This window comes from Rhizobium sophoriradicis (genome assembly GCF_003939025.1).
In the GTDB taxonomy this organism is placed as follows: domain Bacteria; phylum Pseudomonadota; class Alphaproteobacteria; order Rhizobiales; family Rhizobiaceae; genus Rhizobium; species Rhizobium sophoriradicis.
Genome location: NZ_RQIH01000002.1, coordinates 309,423 through 327,017, shown reverse-complemented (window position 1 = coordinate 327,017; position 17,595 = coordinate 309,423). Strand labels below are relative to the sequence as shown.

The following is a 17,595-nucleotide window of genomic DNA, read 5'->3' as shown; positions in this document are numbered from 1 at the left end:
GCATCCCAAAATTGCCAGAATTCGGGGCGTCGCACAATATGTTTCGGGGCGAAGACCCCGGTCCAAAAGGCTTATTCCACGGTCACGGATTTCGCGAGATTGCGCGGCTGATCGACGTCGGTGCCCATGAAGACGGCCGTATGATAGGCGAGCAGCTGGATCGGCAGCGAGAAGATCATCGGCGCGATGATTTCGTCGACGACAGGCAGGGTAATCGTCGCCATGGTCGGCAGTTTCGAGGCGGCGGCACCGGCTTCGTCGGTGATGAAGACGATGCGGCCGCCGCGGGCTGCGACCTCCTGCATGTTGGAGACGGTCTTTTCGAAGAAGCGGTCATAGGGAGCAATGACGATAACAGGCATGTTCTCGTCGATCAGCGCGATCGGCCCGTGCTTCAATTCGCCGGCGGCATAACCCTCGGCGTGGATATAGGAGATTTCCTTGAGCTTCAGCGCGCCTTCCATGGCGAGCGGGAAGCTGGTGCCGCGGCCGAGATAGAGCACGTCCTTGCATTTCGACAGTTCCCGCGACAGGCTTTCCATCTGCGGCTGGATGAGGTTCAGCACCCGGCTCATGATGCGCGGCATTTCGGCAAGATGCCGCACCAGCGCCCTCTCCTCTTCGGCGCTGACCGTGCCGCGCGCCTTGCCGGCACCGATCGCCAGCGACGCCAGCACGGCGAGCTGGCAGGTGAAGGCCTTGGTCGAGGCGACGCCGATTTCCGGGCCTGCCATGATCGGGAACACGGCGTCGGATTCGCGCGCCATAGTCGATTCGCGGACATTGACGACGGCGCCGATCTTCAGGCCGTTGTCGCGGCAGTAACGCAGCGATGCCAGCGTGTCGGCGGTTTCGCCGGACTGCGAGATGAAGAGGGCCGCCTGCGTCGGCGAAAGCGGCATTTCGCGGTAGCGGAATTCCGAGGCGACGTCGATCTCGACCGGCAGGCGGGCATAGCGCTCGAACCAGTATTTGCCGACAAGGCCGGCGAGATAGGCGGTGCCACAGGCCGAGATCGCCAAGCCGGTCGCCGCTTTGAAGTCGATCGCCGCGGCATTGGCGCCGATCCTGTTCTCGGCGAAATCGACATAGTGGCTGAGCGCATGGGAGATGACCTCCGGCTGCTCGTAGATTTCCTTTTCCATGAAGTGGCGGTGATTGCCCTTGTCGACGACATAAGCGGTCGCCTGCGAGATCTGCCGGGCGCGCTCGACCGGCTTGCCGGTAAAATCCAGCACCGAGACGCTATCGCGGGTGATGACGGCGCAGTCGCCGTCGACGAGATAGGTGATTTCGTTGGTGAAGGGCGAGAGCGCGATGGCATCCGAGCCGAGGAACATCTCGCCGCGGCCGTAGCCGACGGCAAGCGGCGGACCGGAACGGGCGGCCATGATCGTGCCGGGATCGGCCTTGAGCATGACGGCCAGCGCATAGGCGCCGGTCACCCGGTTCAGCATTTTCAGCATGGCGGCGCGCGGCTCGAAGCCCTCGCGCAGATATTTTGCCATCAGCTGGGCGACGACCTCGGTGTCGGTCTGGGTTTCGAAGACCGAGCCGTCCGCGGTCAGTTCGTCGCGAAGCTCGGAGAAGTTCTCGATGATGCCGTTATGGACGACGGCGACGCCTTCGACGAAATGCGGATGGGCATTGGTTTCGTTCGGCACGCCGTGGGTCGCCCAGCGCGTATGGGCGATTCCGACCAAACCCGGCAGCGGTTCCGCATCGAGGCGTTTTTCCAGATTGAAGAGCTTGCCCTCGGCGCGGCGGCGATCCATCACGCCCTCATGGATGGTGGCGACACCGGCGGAATCATAACCGCGATATTCGAGACGCTTCAGCGCATCGACCAGGCGCCCGGCAACGGGCTGAGTTCCGACGATCCCCACAATTCCGCACATGCAATATCCCCATGAGCCTCCAACAATGAGGCTAGTCCTACTGATTTCCGCTTATTTCTCAATGGCCTCGGCGGTCACTTTCAATTTCCGCCGGTTACGGAAAGCGGCCTCAAGCCTTGGCCTTCTTCGCCGCCTTGCTGGCGAGCGCACGCTCGCGCAGCAGGGTCGCCCGGCCGGGCTTGATCTCTTGGCGGGCGCGGCCGAGCGCCAGCGCATCGGCCGGCACGTCGGCGGTGATGACGCTGCCAGAGCCGACATAGGCGCCGTCGCCGATCGTCACCGGCGCGACCAGCGACGAGTTGGAACCGATAAAGGCGTTCTCGCCGATCACCGTCTCGCTCTTGTTGACCCCGTCATAATTGCAGGTGATCGTGCCGGCGCCGATATTGCTGCCGGCGCCGACGACGGCATCGCCGATGTAAGTGAGATGGTTGACCTTGGCGCCCTCGCCCAACCGGCCATTCTTAACCTCGCAGAAATTGCCGACCTTGGAACCATTGGCGAGATCGGCCCCCGGCCGCAGCCGCGCGAAGGGACCGACGGTCGCGCTCTCACTGACATGGGCGCCTTCGATATGCGAGAAGGCGTGAATGACGGCGCCGCTGTCGATCACTGCGCCGGGACCGAAAACGACATTCGGCTCGATCAGCGCATCCTGGCCAATGACGGTATCGTAGGAGAGGAACACCGTTTCCGGTGCGATCATGGTGACGCCCGCCAGCATCATCTCGCGGCGGCGGCGTTCCTGCCAGAAGCGCTCGATGACGGCGAGTTCCGCGCGGTTGTTGCAGCCGGTCATCTCGATTTCAGGGGCATCGACGGCGGTGACGCGGCCGCCGAGCGAGCGGGCGATCTCGACGAGATCGGTCAGATAGAATTCGCCCTTAGCATTGGCATTGCCGATGCGTGAGAGCAGATCGAGCGCCTTGCGGCCGTTGATCGCCATCAGCCCGCTGTTGCACCAGGTAACGGCGCGCTCGGCATCGGTCGCATCCTTCTCCTCGCGGATGGCGATGAGTTCGCCGTCCTTGACAAGCAGCCGGCCGTAGCCGGTCGGACGGTCGGTGTGAAAACCGATGACGACGATGTCGCTGCCATCGGCAAGACCCTGGCGGGCGGCTTTGAGCGGGCCGTCGGTCTGCAGGGGCACGTCGCCATAGGTGACGAGGATATCGTCATAACCCCTGGCGATCGCTTCGCGCGCCGCCAGCACCGCATGGCCGGTGCCGAGGCGCTGCTGCTGCAGATAGGATTCGACGCCAACACCATCGGTGCTTGCGGCCTTTGCAACCGCCTCGGCGTCGCGGCCGACGACAAGGGCGACGGAGGAAATACCGGCGGAGGCGACCGCCTCGACCACATGGGCGATCATCGGCCGCCCGGCGACCGGATGCAGCACCTTCGATTTCGAGGATTTCATCCGCGTGCTGTCACCGGCAGCAAGGATGACGGCAAGGCAAGTACGTTCCATGATCTGCTCCGCGAATCCGCGCGATAAGGCGGCTTTGCTGCCTCATACTGCATAATTCCTGAAATCGGAATCGATTTTCGGAAGCCGCGATGGAAGGATCGAAAGTGCGATGGCGTGCTTTGCGCGTCTCCAAAGAAGCACAAAGCCACAGCTCAGGCAAAGCCCTTACTTAGGTGAAATTTCCGGCGAAAGCGGCTCCATGACATCAGGAGAGCCGCTGGTCGCAAAGGATTCGCGCACATGATCGCGGCCGTCCAAGATGACGACTTCCATCGCCCGGCGCGCGGCGGCGCTGTCACCGGAAGCGATGGCATCGACGATGCGCATATGGGTGTCGGCAATATTGGCAAAGCCATTTTCGGAAGGCGGCGTACTGATGCGGAACATGCCGACGAGAGCCGCCTCGATGAGGCTGCCGAGGGTGCGCATGAAGGGATTGTGCGAGGCTTCGGCGAGCGCCAGGTGAAAGTGTAGGTCGGCGAGCGCCAAGCTGTCGGCCGTATGGCCGCTTGCCGCCATCTCCTCCGCCAGCCCGCGCAGCGTTTCGATTTCCTCGGCATTGGCCCGCTCGGCGACGAGGCCGGCGGCGAAGGGTTCGACGGCAAGACGGATATCGTAAAGCTGCAACAGGAATTCTTCCGTCACACCACTGTCGAAGTGCCAAGCGATAATCTCGCTGTCGAACATGTTCCAGAGGTTCTTCTCGGTCACACGCGTGCCGACGCGCGCCTTGGCGACGACCATGCCCTTAGCGGCGAGCGTCTTCATCGTCTCGCGCAAGACCGTGCGCGACACCTTGAAGCGTTGCGCCAGTTCCGTATCGCCCGGCAGGATCGAGCCGACGGGATAGGTGCCTGCGACGATCCCCTTGCCGAGCTCGTCGACTACCTGCGCGTGGCTCGTCCGCGTCCGGCGCCCTGTCTTGCGTGTCTCGATCAATTTGTTGCGCAAGCGATCCGTCTCCCCCTCAGGCATACCTCTTGTTCAAACTGGAAAGGAACAGGATCGCCTTCTGCATCAGGATGAATGCAAACAGCAGAAGGCCGATCAGGATCTTCGTCCACCAGCTCGACAGCGTGCCGTCGAAGGTGATGTAGGTCTGAATGAGCCCCTGGATCAGGATACCGATCAAGGTTCCTGCCACGAATCCCGCTCCTCCGGTCAGCAGCGTCCCTCCGATGACGACTGCCGCGATGGCGTCGAGTTCGACGCCGACCGCCGCAAGAGAATATCCAGCAGAGGTGTACAGCGAAAAAACGATTCCGGATAGGCCGGCGAGAAAACCCGACAGCGCATAGATCTGGATCGTCGTGCGTCCCACAGGCACGCCCATCAGCCGCGCCGTCTGCGGACCACCGCCGAGCGCATAGACATTGGTGCCGAAGCGGGTGCGGTGGGCGATGAAGATGCCGGCGGCGAAAACCAGAAGCATGATGGCGCCGATCAGCGTCAACCGCCCGCCTCCGGGCAGCCGCCAATAGAGGCTCGTCAGCGTCGAATAATAGTCGTGGTTGATCGGAATGCTGTCGATCGAGAGCACAAAGGCGATACCGCGCGCCAGGAACATACCGGCAAGTGTCACGATAAAGGCCGGCATTTCGAGATAATGGATGATCGCGCCCATGACGGCACCGAAGGCGGTGGTGATGACGAGGACGAGCGCGAAGGCGAGCAGCGGATGGATCGAGGTGTTCTGCAGGATAACGGCAAGGAAGACACCGGTAAATGCGATGATCGAGCCGATCGACAGATCGATGCCGCCGGAAATGATGACGAAGGTCATGCCGACCGCGGCAATTCCGAGGAAGGCGTTGTCGGTCAGCAGATTGCCGATGACGCGCGTTGACAGCATGTTCGGATATTGCAGCGTGCAGCCGGCATAGGCGAGCACGAAAATGACGATCGTCGCAAGCAGCGGCAGGTATTTGGAGTTCATTTCGGCTGCTCCCTTCCGCCCTGCCGGCGGCTGGCAAAGATGGCGAGCGACTGCACCGCCGGCGACTGAATGACGAGGATCACGATGATAATCACCGCCTTGATGATCAGATTGAATTCGGGCGGAAAGCCGGAGGACAAAATGCCGGTATTGACAGCCTGGATGATCATCGCGCCGATCAGCGATCCCACGATGCTGAAGCGACCGCCGAGCAGCGAATTGCCGCCGACCACCACGGCGAGGATGGCGTCGAGTTCGAGCCAGAGACCGGCATTGTTGGCGTCGGCGCCCTTGATGTCGGCTGCGACGATGATGCCTGCAATCGACGCGCAGAGCCCGCTCAGCATATAGACGGCCATCAGCAGCACCGGCGTCTGGATGCCGGAGAGCGTGCTGGCGCGGCGGTTGATGCCGACGGCCTCGAGCAGCATGCCGAGCGCCGTTCGGCGGACGAGCAGGATGACGAGCAGGCCGACGAGGAACCAGATGACGACGGGCATCGGCAGGAGAGCCATGGAGCCGCTGCCGAAGAAGATCAGCCCGTCATCGTTGAAGGTCAGGATGGCGCCCTCGGTGATGAGCTGGGCGATGCCGCGGCCGGCGACCATCAGCACCAGCGTGGCGATAATCGGCTGGATGTTGAGGATCGCCACCAGGAAACCGTTCCAGACGCCGCAGGCAAGTCCGATCGCCAGCGTCAACAGAATGGTGTAGGCAACTGAATTTCCAGACACGATCGATGATGCGGCAACGGCGCCGCAGATGGCGATTATCGCGCCGACGGACAGGTCGATGCCTTTGGTGGCAATCACCAGCGTCATGCCGATCGCCAAGAGCGCCACCGGCGCGCCGCGATTCAGAACGTCGATCAGGCTGCCATAGAGGCGTCCGTTCTGAACCACCACATTAAAGAACTGCGGTGACGTTATGAAATTCAACAGAAGAATGACAGCGAGAGCGATCAATTGCGGCGCCAGGCGATAGGCCAGCGCATTCCGGGAGGATTTCATGCGTCCTCCGTCTTGTGTTCGGCGGCGGCAATGGCATCGACGATACCAGCGGCGGTGATGCGCTCGCCCGTGAGTTCGGCGATATGCTGCCTGTCGCGAAGTACGATAACACGTGAACTATAGGCGACAAGCTCTTCAAGTTCCGAGGAAATTACGATCAATGACATGCCTTCGGCGCAGAGCTGTTCGATGAGCCGGATAATCTCGGCATGGGCGCCGACATCGATACCGCGGGTTGGCTCGTCGAGGATGAGAAACTTGGGGTTGGTCGCCAGCCAGCGGGCAAGAATTGCCTTCTGCTGGTTGCCGCCGGAGAGCAGCCGGATCGGCTTCTCGCGGTCGGTCGTTCTGATGTCGAGCGCCTTGATGTAGCGGTCGGCCAGCGCATTCTGCTCGGCGCGCGACAGCGGCCGGGTCCAGCCGCGGCGGGCCTGCAGCGCCAAGGCGATATTTTCCCTGATCGACAGGTCGCCGACGATGCCATCGGTCTTGCGGTCCTCGGGGCAGAAGCCGAAGCCCTTTTCGATCGCGGCACGCGGACTGGACAGGGTTGCAGGCTGGCCGTCGATCGTGGCGCTGCCGCTATCGGCATGCTCGACGCCGAAGAGCAGTTCGGCGGTTTCGGTGCGCCCGGAGCCGAGCAGGCCGGCGATGCCGACCACCTCGCCCGCGCGCACATCGAGATCGAAGGGTTTGACCTTGCCGCGTTTGCCGTAGCCGGCAAATCTGTAGCGGACCTCGCCCGCCGCAATGCTGTGTTTCCTGACCGTCTCTTCGGCCTGGGCGAGCTCGCGGCCGAGCATCATGGCGATCAGGCCCTGGCGCGGCAGATCGGCGGCGTCGCGGGTGCCGACCAGCTTGCCATTGCGCAGCACGGTGATGCGATCGCTGATCGCATAGACCTGCTCGAGGAAATGGGTAATGAAGACGATGCCGAGGCCGCGTTTCTTCAGGCCGTCGATGATGCGGAAGAGCAGCGCCACTTCCTGGTTGTCGAGGCTTGCCGTCGGCTCATCCAATATCAGCACCTTGCCGGAGAGATCGACGGCGCGAGCGATCGCCACCACCTGCTGGACGGCAACGGAGAAGCGGCTGAGTTCGGCGGTGACGTCGATATCGATGCCGTAGCCGGCGAGCAGTTCGCGCGCCTTGTGGTTCATCGCGCGCACGTCGGTCATGCCGAAACGCTTCGGCTGGCGACCGAGAAAGAGATTTTCGGCGACGCTCAGATTAGAGAGGAGGTTGACCTCCTGATAGACGGTGCCGATACCAAGCTTCTGGGCAGCGAGCGTGTTGGCCGGATTGATCTCCTGGCCGTCCAGCATCAGGCTGCCTTCGTCACGATGGTAGGCGCCGGTGATGCACTTGATCAGCGTCGATTTGCCGGCGCCGTTCTCGCCAAGAAGGGCATGAACCTCGCCGCGGCGCAGCGTGAAATCCACCTTGTCCAATGCGATGGCACCGGGAAAGAATTTCGATATCGCCGAGGCTGCGAGAATAGTCTCGTTATTTTGAACCATGAGGGCTGCTGTTTCCTGATATTGCGCCTTGCGCCTGCGCCAAAACCGGGCATGACGCCCGGCCCGGCACCGGCAGTTCCGCACCGGTCCATGATGGACCGGTGCGGTTCCAGGTTCAAATCAGTAGCCCTGACCCTTCTTCTCTTCGTAGACCTTCATCGGCTCGTCGGCGGGCGTGTAAAGCTTGGATTCGGTCTGGATCCACTTTGCCGGAGCCTTCTTGTCCTTCAGATAGGCTTCGAGCGCATCGAAGGCCGGACCAGCCATGTTCGGCGTCAGCTCGACCGTGGCATTGGCTTCGCCTTCGGACATGGCCTTGAAAATGTCGGGAACGGCGTCGATCGAGACGACGAGGATATCCTTGCCGGGCTTCAGGCCGGCTTCCTTGATCGCCTGGATGGCGCCAACGGCCATGTCGTCGTTATGGGCGTAGAGCGCGCAGATATCCTTGCCGCCATTCTCGGCCTTCAGGAAGCTTTCCATGACTTCCTTGCCCTTGGTGCGGGTGAAGTCGCCGGTCTGGCTGCGAACGATCTTGAGGTTGTCGTGGCCGGCGAGAGCTTCTTCGAAGCCCTTCTTGCGGGCGATGGCCGGCGACGAACCGGTCGTGCCCTGCAACTCGACGACATTGCACTTCTTGTCGCCAACGGTCTTGACCAGGAAGTCGCCTGCGACCTTGCCTTCATGGACGAGGTCCGACGTGACAGCCGTCAGGTAGAGATCATCAGGAGCCTTGATGGTGCGGTCGAGCAGGATGACCGGGATCTTGGCTTCCTTGGCTTCCTTGAGAACATCGTCCCAGCCGGTTTCGACTACCGGAGCAATCAGGATGGCGTCGACGCCCTGGGCGATGAAGGAGCGCAGAGCCTTGATCTGGTTTTCCTGCTTCTGCTGGGCATCGGCAAACTTCAGATCGATGCCGCGCTTCTTGGCTTGCTCCTTGGTCACGGTCGTTTCAGCCGCACGCCAGCCCGATTCCGAGCCGATCTGCGAGAAGCCGACGGTCAGGCCGGCGGCCGAAGCCGAACCGAACATGCAGGCAGCAAGAATCGTAGCACTCAAGAGTGCAGTCTTCAATTTCATGATATCCTCCCAATGCCGCTCCTTCGCGGCGCAAGGTCAAAAAATCATATAGTATTACTTTTGTAAATCGGTTTTTTAGGATGCGCTGCAGCAAAAAAAAGGGCGTCCACAGGGACGCCCTTCGCACATGCAAAATCGGTAACCGGTTATTGCGCCGGCAGCTTGTCGTCGACGCCTTCGACGTAGAAGTTCATGCCGAGCAGCGTGCCGTCATCGGCCTTCTCACCCGCCTTCAGCCAGGGCGTACCGTCCTGCTTGTTGATCGGGCCGGTGAAGGGATGCAACTCGCCTGACTTGATCTTGGCTTCGGTCTCTTCGGCGAGTTTCTTCACATCATCGGGCATGTTCGTATAGGGCGCCATCGTCAGAATGCCGTCCTTGAGGCCATCCCAGCTCTGTTCCGACTTCCAGGTGCCGTCGAGGAGCGCCTGGACGCGCTTGACGTAATAGTTGCCCCAGGTGTCGATGATCGCGGTAAGCTGTACGTTCGGGCCAGCCTTGATCATGTCGGACGCCTGGCCGAAGGCCTTGACGCCGCGTTGCTCGGCAACCTGCATCGGTGCGGTGGTGTCCGTGTGCTGGGTGAGAATATCGACGCCTTGGTCGAGCAGCGCCTTGGCGGCATCAGCCTCCTTGCCCGGGTCGAACCAGGTATTGACCCAGATGACCTTCATCTTGAAGTTCGGGTTGACCGACTTGGCGCCAGTTTCGAAGGCGTTGATGCCCATCACCACTTCGGGAATCGGAAAGGAGGCGATATAGCCTGCCGTGCCGTTCTTCGACAGCTTGCCGGCGATAATGCCGCTGATGTAGCGGCCTTCATAGAAGCGCGAGTTGTAGGTCGCGACATTGTCTGCGGCCTTGAAGCCCGTCGCATGCTCGAATTTCACCTTCGGAAACTTCTTGGCGACGGCAACGGTCGCGTCCATGTAGCCGAAGGAAGTGGTAAAGATCAGAGCGCAGCCGGAACGGGCCATGCGCTCGATGGCGCGTTCGGCATCCGGACCCTCCGGCACACTTTCGAGGAAGGACGTTTCGACCTTGTCGGCGAATTCCTTCTCGACCTGGAGTCGGCCGTTTTCATGGGCCTGCGTCCAGCCGCCATCGGTGCGGGTGCCGACATAGACGAAGCAGACCTTGGTCTTGTCGGCAGCCTCGGCGGCAGAACCGATGCTCAGGACAAGGGCAGCTGTCGCTGCGAGAGCAAGTGCAAGTTTTTTCATTTTGATCCCTGTTGGTTGGAAGTTTGAAACCCGTCTTTTTTGTTGTTGCTCACCGGTCAGGCACGAAGGCTTTGCCAAGCGAGGCCGGCGTATTGATCATCGTCGTGCGCCGATTATGCGAGATCATGATGAGGACCACAACTGTCGCCGCATAGGGCAGCATCGACAGGAACTGCGACGGAATGCCGATGCCGAAGGCCTGCGCGTGCAGTTGCAGGATCGTCACAGCCCCGAAGAGATAACCGCCAGCCAGCAGCCGCCAAGGCCGCCATGAGGAGAAGACGACAAGCGCCAGCGCGATCCAGCCCCGCCCGGACGACATATTCTCGGTCCATTGCGGCGTATAGATCAGCGACAGCTGCGCCCCTGCAAGGCCGGCGCACGCACCGCCGAACATTACGGCGAGATAACGCGTGCGGATGACGTTGATGCCGAGCGCATGGGCGGAGGCGTGATTATCGCCGATGGCGCGTATCTTCAGGCCGGTGCGGCTCCTGAAGAGGAACCAGTTGACGCCGATAACGAGTAGGATCGACAGGTAGAAGATCAGATCCTGCTTGAAGAGGACGGTTCCGATATATGGAATAGCCGAGAGCACCGGGATTTCGATCGGCAGAAGCCGGATGCCGGGCGCGCCGACGAAGGGTTCGCCGAGCATACCGGAAGCGCCAAGGCCGAGGATCGTCAGGGCAAGGCCCGTCGCCACCTGATTGGTGACGAGCGTCAGCGTCAGAAAGGCGAAGAGCAGCGAAAAAACCGCTCCGCTGGCGATGCCGCCGACAATGCCGATATAGGCCGATCCGGTAAGCTGAGCTGCGGCAAAGGCACCGACGGCGCCGATGATCATCATGCCTTCGACACCGAGGTTGAGAACGCCGGAGCGTTCCGTCACCAGTTCGCCAAGGGCTGCGATAACGAGCGGTGTCGAGGCGGTGATGACAGTCAGCAGAATGGCTTCGAAGATGCTCATGCCGCCTCGCCCCTGACCCGCGACCAGACAAAGCGGATTTTATAATAGATGAGCATATCGCAGGAGAGTACGAAAAAGAGCAGCAGCCCCTGGAAAACGCGGGTGACCTTATCGGAAATGCCGATCGAAAGCTGCGCGGCCTCGCCGCCGAGATAGGTCAGCGCCAGCACCAGTCCCGATGCGATGATCCCGAGCGGGTTGAGACGGCCGAGGAAGGCGACGATAATGGCGGTGAAGCCGTAGCCCGGAGAGATTGCCGGCTGGAGATGGCCGATCGAACCGGACACCTCCGATATTCCGGCGAGGCCCGCAAGAGCGCCAGAGGAGAGGAAGCTGAACCAGATCATCTTCTTCGAGGAGAAGCCGGCAAAGCGCCCTGCCCGCTCCGACTGGCCGAGCACGACGATCTCGAAGCCTTTCAGCGTATAACGCAGCATGAACCAGACGCCGATCGCCGCAATGACGGCGAAGATGAAGGCCCAATGGGCTCGGCCCGACTCTTCCCAGATTGCCGGCAGCACGGCCTCCGGCGCGAAATCGCGTGAAACAGGAAAGTTGAAGCCTTTCGGATCGCGCCAGGCGCCGCGAACCAGCCAATCGAGGAAGAGCTGGGCGATATAGACCAGCATCAGCGATGTCAGGATTTCGTTGGTGTTGAAATGCGCCTTCAACAGCGCCGGAATGGCGGCGAAAAGCGCGCCGCCGAGCGCTCCCAGGATCAGCATCAGCGGCAGGACTAGCGGCGAATGCCAGTCGTAGAAGACGATCGGCAGATAGGAGCCGGTGATGGCGCCGATGGTGAACTGTCCCTCGGCGCCGATGTTCCAGTTGTTCGAGCGATAACAGACGGCGAGGCCGACCGCGATCAGGATCAGCGGGGCGGCCTTGATCGCCAGCTCATGCAGCGACCAGACCTCGAGCAGCGGTTCGACGAAGAAGGCGCTCAGTGCCGCGGCGGGGTCCTTGCCGAGCAAGGCGAACATGATAGCGCCGAAAGTCAGCGTCAGGACGAGAGCGAGGAGCGGCGAGACGAAGCCGAAGAGCTTCGAAACGTCGGGGCGTTTTTCCAGTTCAATGCGCATGGGCTGCCTCCGCGGCAGAACTGCTCTCATGCAGGCCACCCATCAGCAGACCGATCTTTTCGCGCGTCAGCTCGCCCGCCGGGAAAGGCCTGGAAAGGCGGCCTTCGGAAATGACGGCGATATCGGTCGCCACCTCGAAGATTTCGTCGAGATCCTGGCTGATGACGACGACGGCGGAGCCGGTTTTTGCGAGATCGACCAAAGCTTGGCGGATGCGGCTCGCCGCTCCGGCATCCACGCCCCAGGTCGGCTGGTTGACGACGAGGACGGCCGGTTGGCGGTCGAGTTCACGGCCGACAATGAACTTCTGCAGATTGCCGCCGGATAGCGATCCGGCGGCCGGGTCATCGCCGCTCTTGCGAACATCCATCGCTTCGGAAATGCGCCGTGCGGCAGATTTCACCGCGCCGTGGCGGATAATGCCAAGCACGCCGAGAAAGGCTTTGCGATCCGATTGGCTGCGGGCAAGCACCAGATTGTCGGAGAGCTTCATGGTAGAAACGGCGGCGTGGCCGTGACGCTCCTCCGGAACGAAGCCGGCTCCGAGCAAGCGGCGGGCCGTGATGCCCTCGCTGCCCACAGGCTTTTTGCGGATCACGATCGCTTCGGCCGAGGCGACCGGATATTCGCCGGATAGCGCATCGAAGAGCTCGCTCTGCCCGTTGCCGGCAACACCGGCGATGGCAAGGATCTCGCCTGATCGCACCGAGAGCGAGATGTCGCGCAAAGCCATGGCGAAAGGCGTGCGCGCGGCAACTGATAGGCTCGATACGGCAAGCTGCACCTCGCCCTTGTCCGAACGCTCGGGGTGGGTGACAGTCGCCACCTCGCTGCCAACCATCATGCGGGCAAGCGAGGCTGGCGTCTCCTGCTTCGGATCACAGGCGCCGGTCACGCGCCCATGGCGCAGCACGGTGGCGCGATCGCAGATGCGCTGCACCTCTTCCAGGCGGTGGCTGATATAAAGAACCGAGCGCCCTTCGGCGCGCAGCTTGAACAGCGTTTCGAACAGCCTGTCGGCTTCCTGCGGCGTCAGCACCGAGGTCGGCTCGTCGAGAATGATCAGCTTGGGGTTCTGCAGCAGCGCACGGACGATCTCGATGCGCTGGCGTTCGCCGACCGAGAGATCGGCGACATGGGCATGGGGGTCAAGCGGCAGGCCGTAGGCGACGGAGAGAGCCCTCGCCTCTTCGGCGATCCTGTCGATTGGAATGGCGTCATCGAGCGACAGCGCAATGTTCTCGGCAACGGTCAGCGCTTCGAACAGCGAAAAATGCTGGAACACCATGCCGATGCCGAGCCTGCGGGCCTCACCGGGCGAAGCAACGGTGACCGGCGCGCCCTCCCAGCGGATATGACCATGGGTCGGCTCCAGAACGCCGAACAGCATCTTTACCAGCGTGGATTTGCCTGCGCCATTTTCACCGAGAAGCGCGTGAATTTCGCCCGGCGCGATATCGAGATCGATTTCATTGCAGGCGGCAAAGCCACCGAAAAATTTCGTCAACTTCTGGACGGATAGTAACGCACCGGAATCCGGCACATTCAATGGCGACACGTTCCCCTCATTTCTTCTGCCAACCGGTCCGTTCGGATCTCATGGAATCAGCAGCGTCGTTCCTGTTGTTTTTCTTGATTCCAGATCCGCGTGAGCCCGCCCAACCTCACGCAGCGGATAGGTTTGATTGACATTGATACGCACTTTGTTGCTTTGCACAACATTAAATAGCGCTTTCGCACTGTCGATCAGTTCCTGACGCGCGGCGATGTAGGTGAAGAGCGTCGGCCGTGTCGCAAAGAGTGAGCCCTTCTGCGCCAGCTGGGAAAGCGTGAAATTCTCGACCGGGCCGGAGGACTGGCCGAAGGAGGCGAAAAGACCACGCGGTTTCAGGCAGTCGAGCGACTGTGGAAAAGTATCGCGGCCGATCGAATCATAGACGACATCGACGCCCTTGCCGCTTGTTATGTCGCGGACCCGGCCGACGAAGTCTTCGCTCTTGTAATTGATCACATGGTCGTAGCCATGGGCGAGCGCAAGCGCGACCTTGTCTTCAGATCCCGCCGTGCCGATGACGGTGGCGCCGAGCGCCTTCGCCCATTGGCCGGCGATCAGGCCGACGCCGCCGGCGGCGGCATGAAACAGCAGTACCGTCTCAGGGCCAACTTTGAAGGTGCGGTTCAGCAGATATTCCGCGGTCATACCCTTCAGCATCATTGCCGCCGCGGTTTCGAGCTCTATGCCGCCGGGCACATGAACCAGATGACGCGCCTCGATATTGCGCTCGACACTGTAGGCGCCGTCGGCGCTGGCATAGGCGACACGGTCGCCGACCTTGAAATCCTCCACACCAGGGCCGACTGCCGTCACGGTGCCGGCGCCCTCCTTGCCGGTGACAAAGGGAAGATGCGGCACCTTGTAGGAGCCATTGCGGAAATAGACATCAATAAAGTTGAGGCCGACTGCGGCCTGACGAATCTGCACCTCACCTGCAGCAGGTGGCGCAAGGTCGATGTCGACGTACTCGAACACCTCAGGTCCGCCGGTCTTGGAGAATGAAACTGCCTGGGTCTTCGTCATATTGCCGTCCTTAAGCTTTCCGTCCGAGGGCCGGGAAGAATTGCAGCACCGCGCCGATGACGTAAAGATAGATCCCGGTCACAATGAAGAGAATGAGCGCCCATTCGGGCGTCTGGAAATTTTTCAGCAGCGAATAGATGCCGAGCGCCGACCAGAGGAAAAAGACGCCGAGATTGAGCGGGCGCAGCCTTTGGACGCGAACCGGGTGCAGGAAATTGATCGGCAGGAAGGTCAGCACCACAGAAACGATGACGACGGCAAGTGCCGTCGTCGCGCTGGCGTCGATGACGAACAGGGTGAAGACGATCATGTTCCAGACAACGGGAAAGCCGGAGAAGAAGTATTCCTCCGTCTTCATGCCCATATCGGCATAATAGATGGCGCTGGAAACAACAATCATGCCGGCGGCGACGAAGGACCAGGGCTCGCCAATCATGCCGCTCTGATAAAGCGCAAAGGCCGGCAGCAGCACATAGGTGACGTAATCGATGATATTGTCGAGCGTATCCCCCGACCAGTTCGGCAGCACTTCCTTGACGCGCACCTTACGGGCAATCGGGCCATCGATGCCGTCGACGAGGAGGGCAAGGCCCAGCCACCAGAACATGTCGATGAAGCGGTGCTCGGCGGCGGCGACGACACCGAGAAAGGCCAGGAAGGAACCGGAAGCCGTTAATATATGGACGGAAAAGGCGCGCATCTCCGCGTAAGGAACACGCTTATAGTTGAAAATCTTCATATTCCCCGACCGCCCTATCGCGCTCGCCCCTGCAAGCGTCTTTTTGCCACCAGCACCGATCCCGTCGCTGAATCGGTTCTCGTAGATCGTTGTTGTCGCACCGCTTTTGCCGAAAACCGGCGTCCACATCAGGCACGCCGCCCTAATATGCATCCTTTGCCGGGCTTCGCCAGCGGGAAATGAGACATTCCCCGGCGGCCATTGAATCCTGACAATGACATGCATATTTCCCTTCATGAGCGCTGCGTGGAATGGAATGCCTTTAATTCCGGCCGGATATGTAATATCTGCCTCGCATCTGATGGTTCATCCGACGAAACGGGATCCTCTACCGCAATGAACGCGCCTGCAAAGACCGAAGACTTCGCCTCGTCCATCCCCGCCGGCGTCTATGCCGAGACGGTGCTTGCCGTGACGCATTACACCGACCGGCTCTTCCGCTTCACGATGACCCGGCCGCAGGGCTTCCGTTTCCGTTCCGGCGAATTCGCGATGATCGGCTTGATGGTCGAAGGCAAGCCGGTGTTCCGCGCCTATTCGATCGCCAGCCCCGCCTGGGCCGAAGAGCTCGAATTCTTCTCTATCAAGGTGCCGGACGGCCCGCTCACCTCGCATCTGCAGGCGATCAAGCCTGGCGATCAGGTGCTGATGCGCAAGAAGCCGACCGGCACGCTGGTGCTCGATGCCCTGACCCCCGGCCGCCGCCTCTACATGTTCTCGACGGGAACGGGCGTTGCGCCCTTCGCCAGCCTGATCCGCGATCCCGAGACTTACGAGAAGTTCGAGGAAGTCATCCTCACCCATACGACCCGCGACGTCGCCGAGCTGAAATACGGCTTCGACCTGGTGCATGAAATCCAGAACGACGAGCTGCTGAAGGAAGTTGTCGGTGACAAGCTGCGCCATTATGCGACCGTCACGCGCGAAGACTTCGAATATCGCGGCCGCATCACCGACCTGATTTCGTCAGGCAAGCTGTTTACCGATCTCGGCGTGCCGCCGCTCGACCCGGCAATCGACCGCGGCATGATCTGCGGTTCCTCGGCCATGCTGAAGGACACCAAGGAGCTGCTCGAAAAGGCAGGCCTCAATGAAGGCGCCAACAGCAAGCCCGCGGAATTCGTCATCGAACGCGCTTTCGTCGGCTGAACTTTTCCCGATAATCAAATCAGGCGGCGGCTCCGGAAACGGGGCCGTTTCTATTTGTCGGCCAGATAGTCGATCAGCACTGTCATCGTAGCGCGCGCCTCCTCCGCCCTGCCCTCTTGGATAGCGTGAATGACGGCAACATGCAGCGCGATGGCGCGATCCATTCGCTCCGGGCTTGCCGTCGAGTACCAAAGGCGACGCGAATGCGTCTGCACCGGCCCGAGTGCTGCCACGATGAAGCCGTTCGGGCAGGCATCCTCGAGGATTTCATCGAAGGCCTTGTCGGCGGCGAAGAACCCGGCGAGATCGCCGGTCACCGCGCATTCCTCCATCGCCCGGGCGCAGTCGCCAAGGCGGTCGCGCTGCTCATCAGTCGCATGTTCGGCGACTGATGCGGCCGCAATCGGCTCCAGCTCGCGGCGAACCTGCATGACATTGCCATGATCCTCAGGCGCAATCTCGGCCACCTGCAGCCCGACGCGCGGCTTCACCAGGATCAGCCCCTGCCAGGCAAGCTTCTGGATCGCCTCGCGCACCGGCGTGCGCCCATGGCCCGCCAGATCGATCAGCTGCTTCTCAGTGACGAGCGCGCCTGGCTTCAGCGCCAGGGTGACAATCAGGTGCTCCAGCGCGAGATAGGCACGATGGCTTTGTGACGTCTGCATGCTGAAAGTCCGCTGGCCAAACTGATATATCACATAGTGGCACGGTCAAAAACCGAAGACAACATTGAAATACCAGAACAGAGACAAATAGATAACAGCGGCGTGAGTTTCGGCGAATGCATTGATAACTTGGTTGTCCACGCCGAGGCCGCCGCGGGAAGATTGGGAGCGGTAGGGTCGGATCTGAGACTAAGTCTGTTGGAGTGAGCTATCTCCGGCGACTTTAGCCCCACTCTCCGTCATGCTCGGCCCCTGAGCCGAGCATCCACGC

Annotated in this window: 15 protein-coding genes; 1 reads left to right on the top strand and 14 read right to left on the bottom strand. The window is 61.2% G+C overall.

The window, feature by feature from the left end; genetic code table 11:
• Positions 1-71: 71 nt before the first annotated feature.
• The 13 genes from glmS to pcsA form a co-directional block, all read right to left on the bottom strand.
• A complete protein-coding gene (glmS, locus tag EFR00_RS03980; protein WP_077993698.1) occupies positions 72-1,898 on the bottom strand; it encodes a glutamine--fructose-6-phosphate transaminase (isomerizing) in 1,827 nt (608 codons plus the stop codon).
• Between the two features lie 109 nt (positions 1,899-2,007).
• Positions 2,008-3,369 carry a bifunctional UDP-N-acetylglucosamine diphosphorylase/glucosamine-1-phosphate N-acetyltransferase GlmU gene (glmU, locus tag EFR00_RS03975; RefSeq protein ID WP_077993700.1) on the bottom strand — a complete coding sequence of 454 codons (1,362 nt, stop codon included), beginning with the start codon at positions 3,367-3,369 and terminating at the stop codon, positions 2,008-2,010.
• Between the two features lie 165 nt (positions 3,370-3,534).
• The gene (locus EFR00_RS03970; RefSeq protein ID WP_039623240.1) at positions 3,535-4,320 is read right to left on the bottom strand and encodes a FadR/GntR family transcriptional regulator; all 786 of its coding nucleotides are present in this window, start codon (positions 4,318-4,320) and stop codon (positions 3,535-3,537) included.
• A gap of 16 nt (positions 4,321-4,336) precedes the next feature.
• The gene (yjfF, locus tag EFR00_RS03965) at positions 4,337-5,305 is read right to left on the bottom strand and encodes a galactofuranose ABC transporter, permease protein YjfF (protein ID WP_009995722.1); all 969 of its coding nucleotides are present in this window, start codon (positions 5,303-5,305) and stop codon (positions 4,337-4,339) included.
• A complete protein-coding gene (locus EFR00_RS03960) occupies positions 5,302-6,315 on the bottom strand; it encodes an ABC transporter permease (protein WP_009995723.1) in 1,014 nt (337 codons plus the stop codon). Before EFR00_RS03960 ends, yjfF begins: the two co-directional genes overlap by 4 nt.
• The gene (gene ytfR / locus EFR00_RS03955; protein WP_077993702.1) at positions 6,312-7,835 is read right to left on the bottom strand and encodes a galactofuranose ABC transporter, ATP-binding protein YtfR; all 1,524 of its coding nucleotides are present in this window, start codon (positions 7,833-7,835) and stop codon (positions 6,312-6,314) included. The genes EFR00_RS03960 and ytfR overlap by 4 nt, the downstream gene beginning before the upstream one ends.
• Positions 7,836-7,955: 120 nt before the next feature.
• Complete coding sequence (gene ytfQ / locus EFR00_RS03950; protein ID WP_003559333.1) at positions 7,956-8,918, bottom strand: galactofuranose ABC transporter, galactofuranose-binding protein YtfQ; 963 nt, start codon at positions 8,916-8,918, stop codon at positions 7,956-7,958.
• A gap of 146 nt (positions 8,919-9,064) precedes the next feature.
• Positions 9,065-10,141, bottom strand: a complete 1,077-nt coding sequence (locus EFR00_RS03945; protein ID WP_038688871.1) for a BMP family ABC transporter substrate-binding protein — start codon at positions 10,139-10,141, stop codon at positions 9,065-9,067.
• A gap of 49 nt (positions 10,142-10,190) precedes the next feature.
• Positions 10,191-11,111 carry an ABC transporter permease gene (locus tag EFR00_RS03940; RefSeq protein WP_038688869.1) on the bottom strand — a complete coding sequence of 307 codons (921 nt, stop codon included), beginning with the start codon at positions 11,109-11,111 and terminating at the stop codon, positions 10,191-10,193.
• Positions 11,108-12,193 (bottom strand): ABC transporter permease, encoded by a 1,086-nt coding sequence (locus EFR00_RS03935; RefSeq protein ID WP_077993704.1) that lies wholly within the window; start codon positions 12,191-12,193, stop codon positions 11,108-11,110. Before EFR00_RS03935 ends, EFR00_RS03940 begins: the two co-directional genes overlap by 4 nt.
• Entirely contained in the window at positions 12,183-13,751 is a 1,569-nt protein-coding gene (locus tag EFR00_RS03930; RefSeq protein WP_077993706.1) for an ABC transporter ATP-binding protein, read from the bottom strand. The genes EFR00_RS03935 and EFR00_RS03930 overlap by 11 nt, the downstream gene beginning before the upstream one ends.
• Before the next feature lie 39 nt (positions 13,752-13,790).
• Positions 13,791-14,771, bottom strand: a complete 981-nt coding sequence (locus tag EFR00_RS03925; protein WP_077993708.1) for a quinone oxidoreductase family protein — start codon at positions 14,769-14,771, stop codon at positions 13,791-13,793.
• 10 nt (positions 14,772-14,781) lie between these two features.
• Complete coding sequence (gene pcsA / locus EFR00_RS03920) at positions 14,782-15,510, bottom strand: phosphatidylcholine synthase (RefSeq protein WP_010060952.1); 729 nt, start codon at positions 15,508-15,510, stop codon at positions 14,782-14,784.
• A 336-nt stretch (positions 15,511-15,846) separates the two neighbouring features.
• On the opposite strand from pcsA, the gene EFR00_RS03915 reads away from it, so the two are divergent.
• Positions 15,847-16,659, top strand: a complete 813-nt coding sequence (locus EFR00_RS03915; protein ID WP_010060954.1) for a ferredoxin--NADP reductase — start codon at positions 15,847-15,849, stop codon at positions 16,657-16,659.
• A gap of 50 nt (positions 16,660-16,709) precedes the next feature.
• On the opposite strand, the gene EFR00_RS03910 is transcribed toward EFR00_RS03915, so the two are convergent.
• Positions 16,710-17,324 (bottom strand): GntR family transcriptional regulator, encoded by a 615-nt coding sequence (locus tag EFR00_RS03910; protein WP_010060956.1) that lies wholly within the window; start codon positions 17,322-17,324, stop codon positions 16,710-16,712.
• Between the last annotated feature and the right edge of the window lie 271 nt (positions 17,325-17,595).

Excerpts from the sequence above, each read along its gene's own strand:
- pcsA (WP_010060952.1), bottom strand. The coding sequence starts at position 15,510 with ATGAAGATTTTCAACTATAAGCGTGTTCCTTACGCGGAGATGCGCGCC.
- EFR00_RS03915 (WP_010060954.1), top strand. The coding sequence starts at position 15,847 with ATGAACGCGCCTGCAAAGACCGAAGACTTCGCCTCGTCCATCCCCGCC.
- EFR00_RS03940 (WP_038688869.1), bottom strand. The coding sequence starts at position 11,111 with ATGAGCATCTTCGAAGCCATTCTGCTGACTGTCATCACCGCCTCGACA.
- glmS (WP_077993698.1), bottom strand. The coding sequence starts at position 1,898 with ATGTGCGGAATTGTGGGGATCGTCGGAACTCAGCCCGTTGCCGGGCGC.
- EFR00_RS03960 (WP_009995723.1), bottom strand. The coding sequence starts at position 6,315 with ATGAAATCCTCCCGGAATGCGCTGGCCTATCGCCTGGCGCCGCAATTG.
- EFR00_RS03945 (WP_038688871.1), bottom strand. The coding sequence starts at position 10,141 with ATGAAAAAACTTGCACTTGCTCTCGCAGCGACAGCTGCCCTTGTCCTG.
- ytfR (WP_077993702.1), bottom strand. The coding sequence starts at position 7,835 with ATGGTTCAAAATAACGAGACTATTCTCGCAGCCTCGGCGATATCGAAA.
- EFR00_RS03910 (WP_010060956.1), bottom strand. The coding sequence starts at position 17,324 with ATGCAGACGTCACAAAGCCATCGTGCCTATCTCGCGCTGGAGCACCTG.
- ytfQ (WP_003559333.1), bottom strand. The coding sequence starts at position 8,918 with ATGAAATTGAAGACTGCACTCTTGAGTGCTACGATTCTTGCTGCCTGC.
- EFR00_RS03925 (WP_077993708.1), bottom strand. The coding sequence starts at position 14,771 with ATGACGAAGACCCAGGCAGTTTCATTCTCCAAGACCGGCGGACCTGAG.
- glmU (WP_077993700.1), bottom strand. The coding sequence starts at position 3,369 with ATGGAACGTACTTGCCTTGCCGTCATCCTTGCTGCCGGTGACAGCACG.
- EFR00_RS03935 (WP_077993704.1), bottom strand. The coding sequence starts at position 12,193 with ATGCGCATTGAACTGGAAAAACGCCCCGACGTTTCGAAGCTCTTCGGC.
- yjfF (WP_009995722.1), bottom strand. The coding sequence starts at position 5,305 with ATGAACTCCAAATACCTGCCGCTGCTTGCGACGATCGTCATTTTCGTG.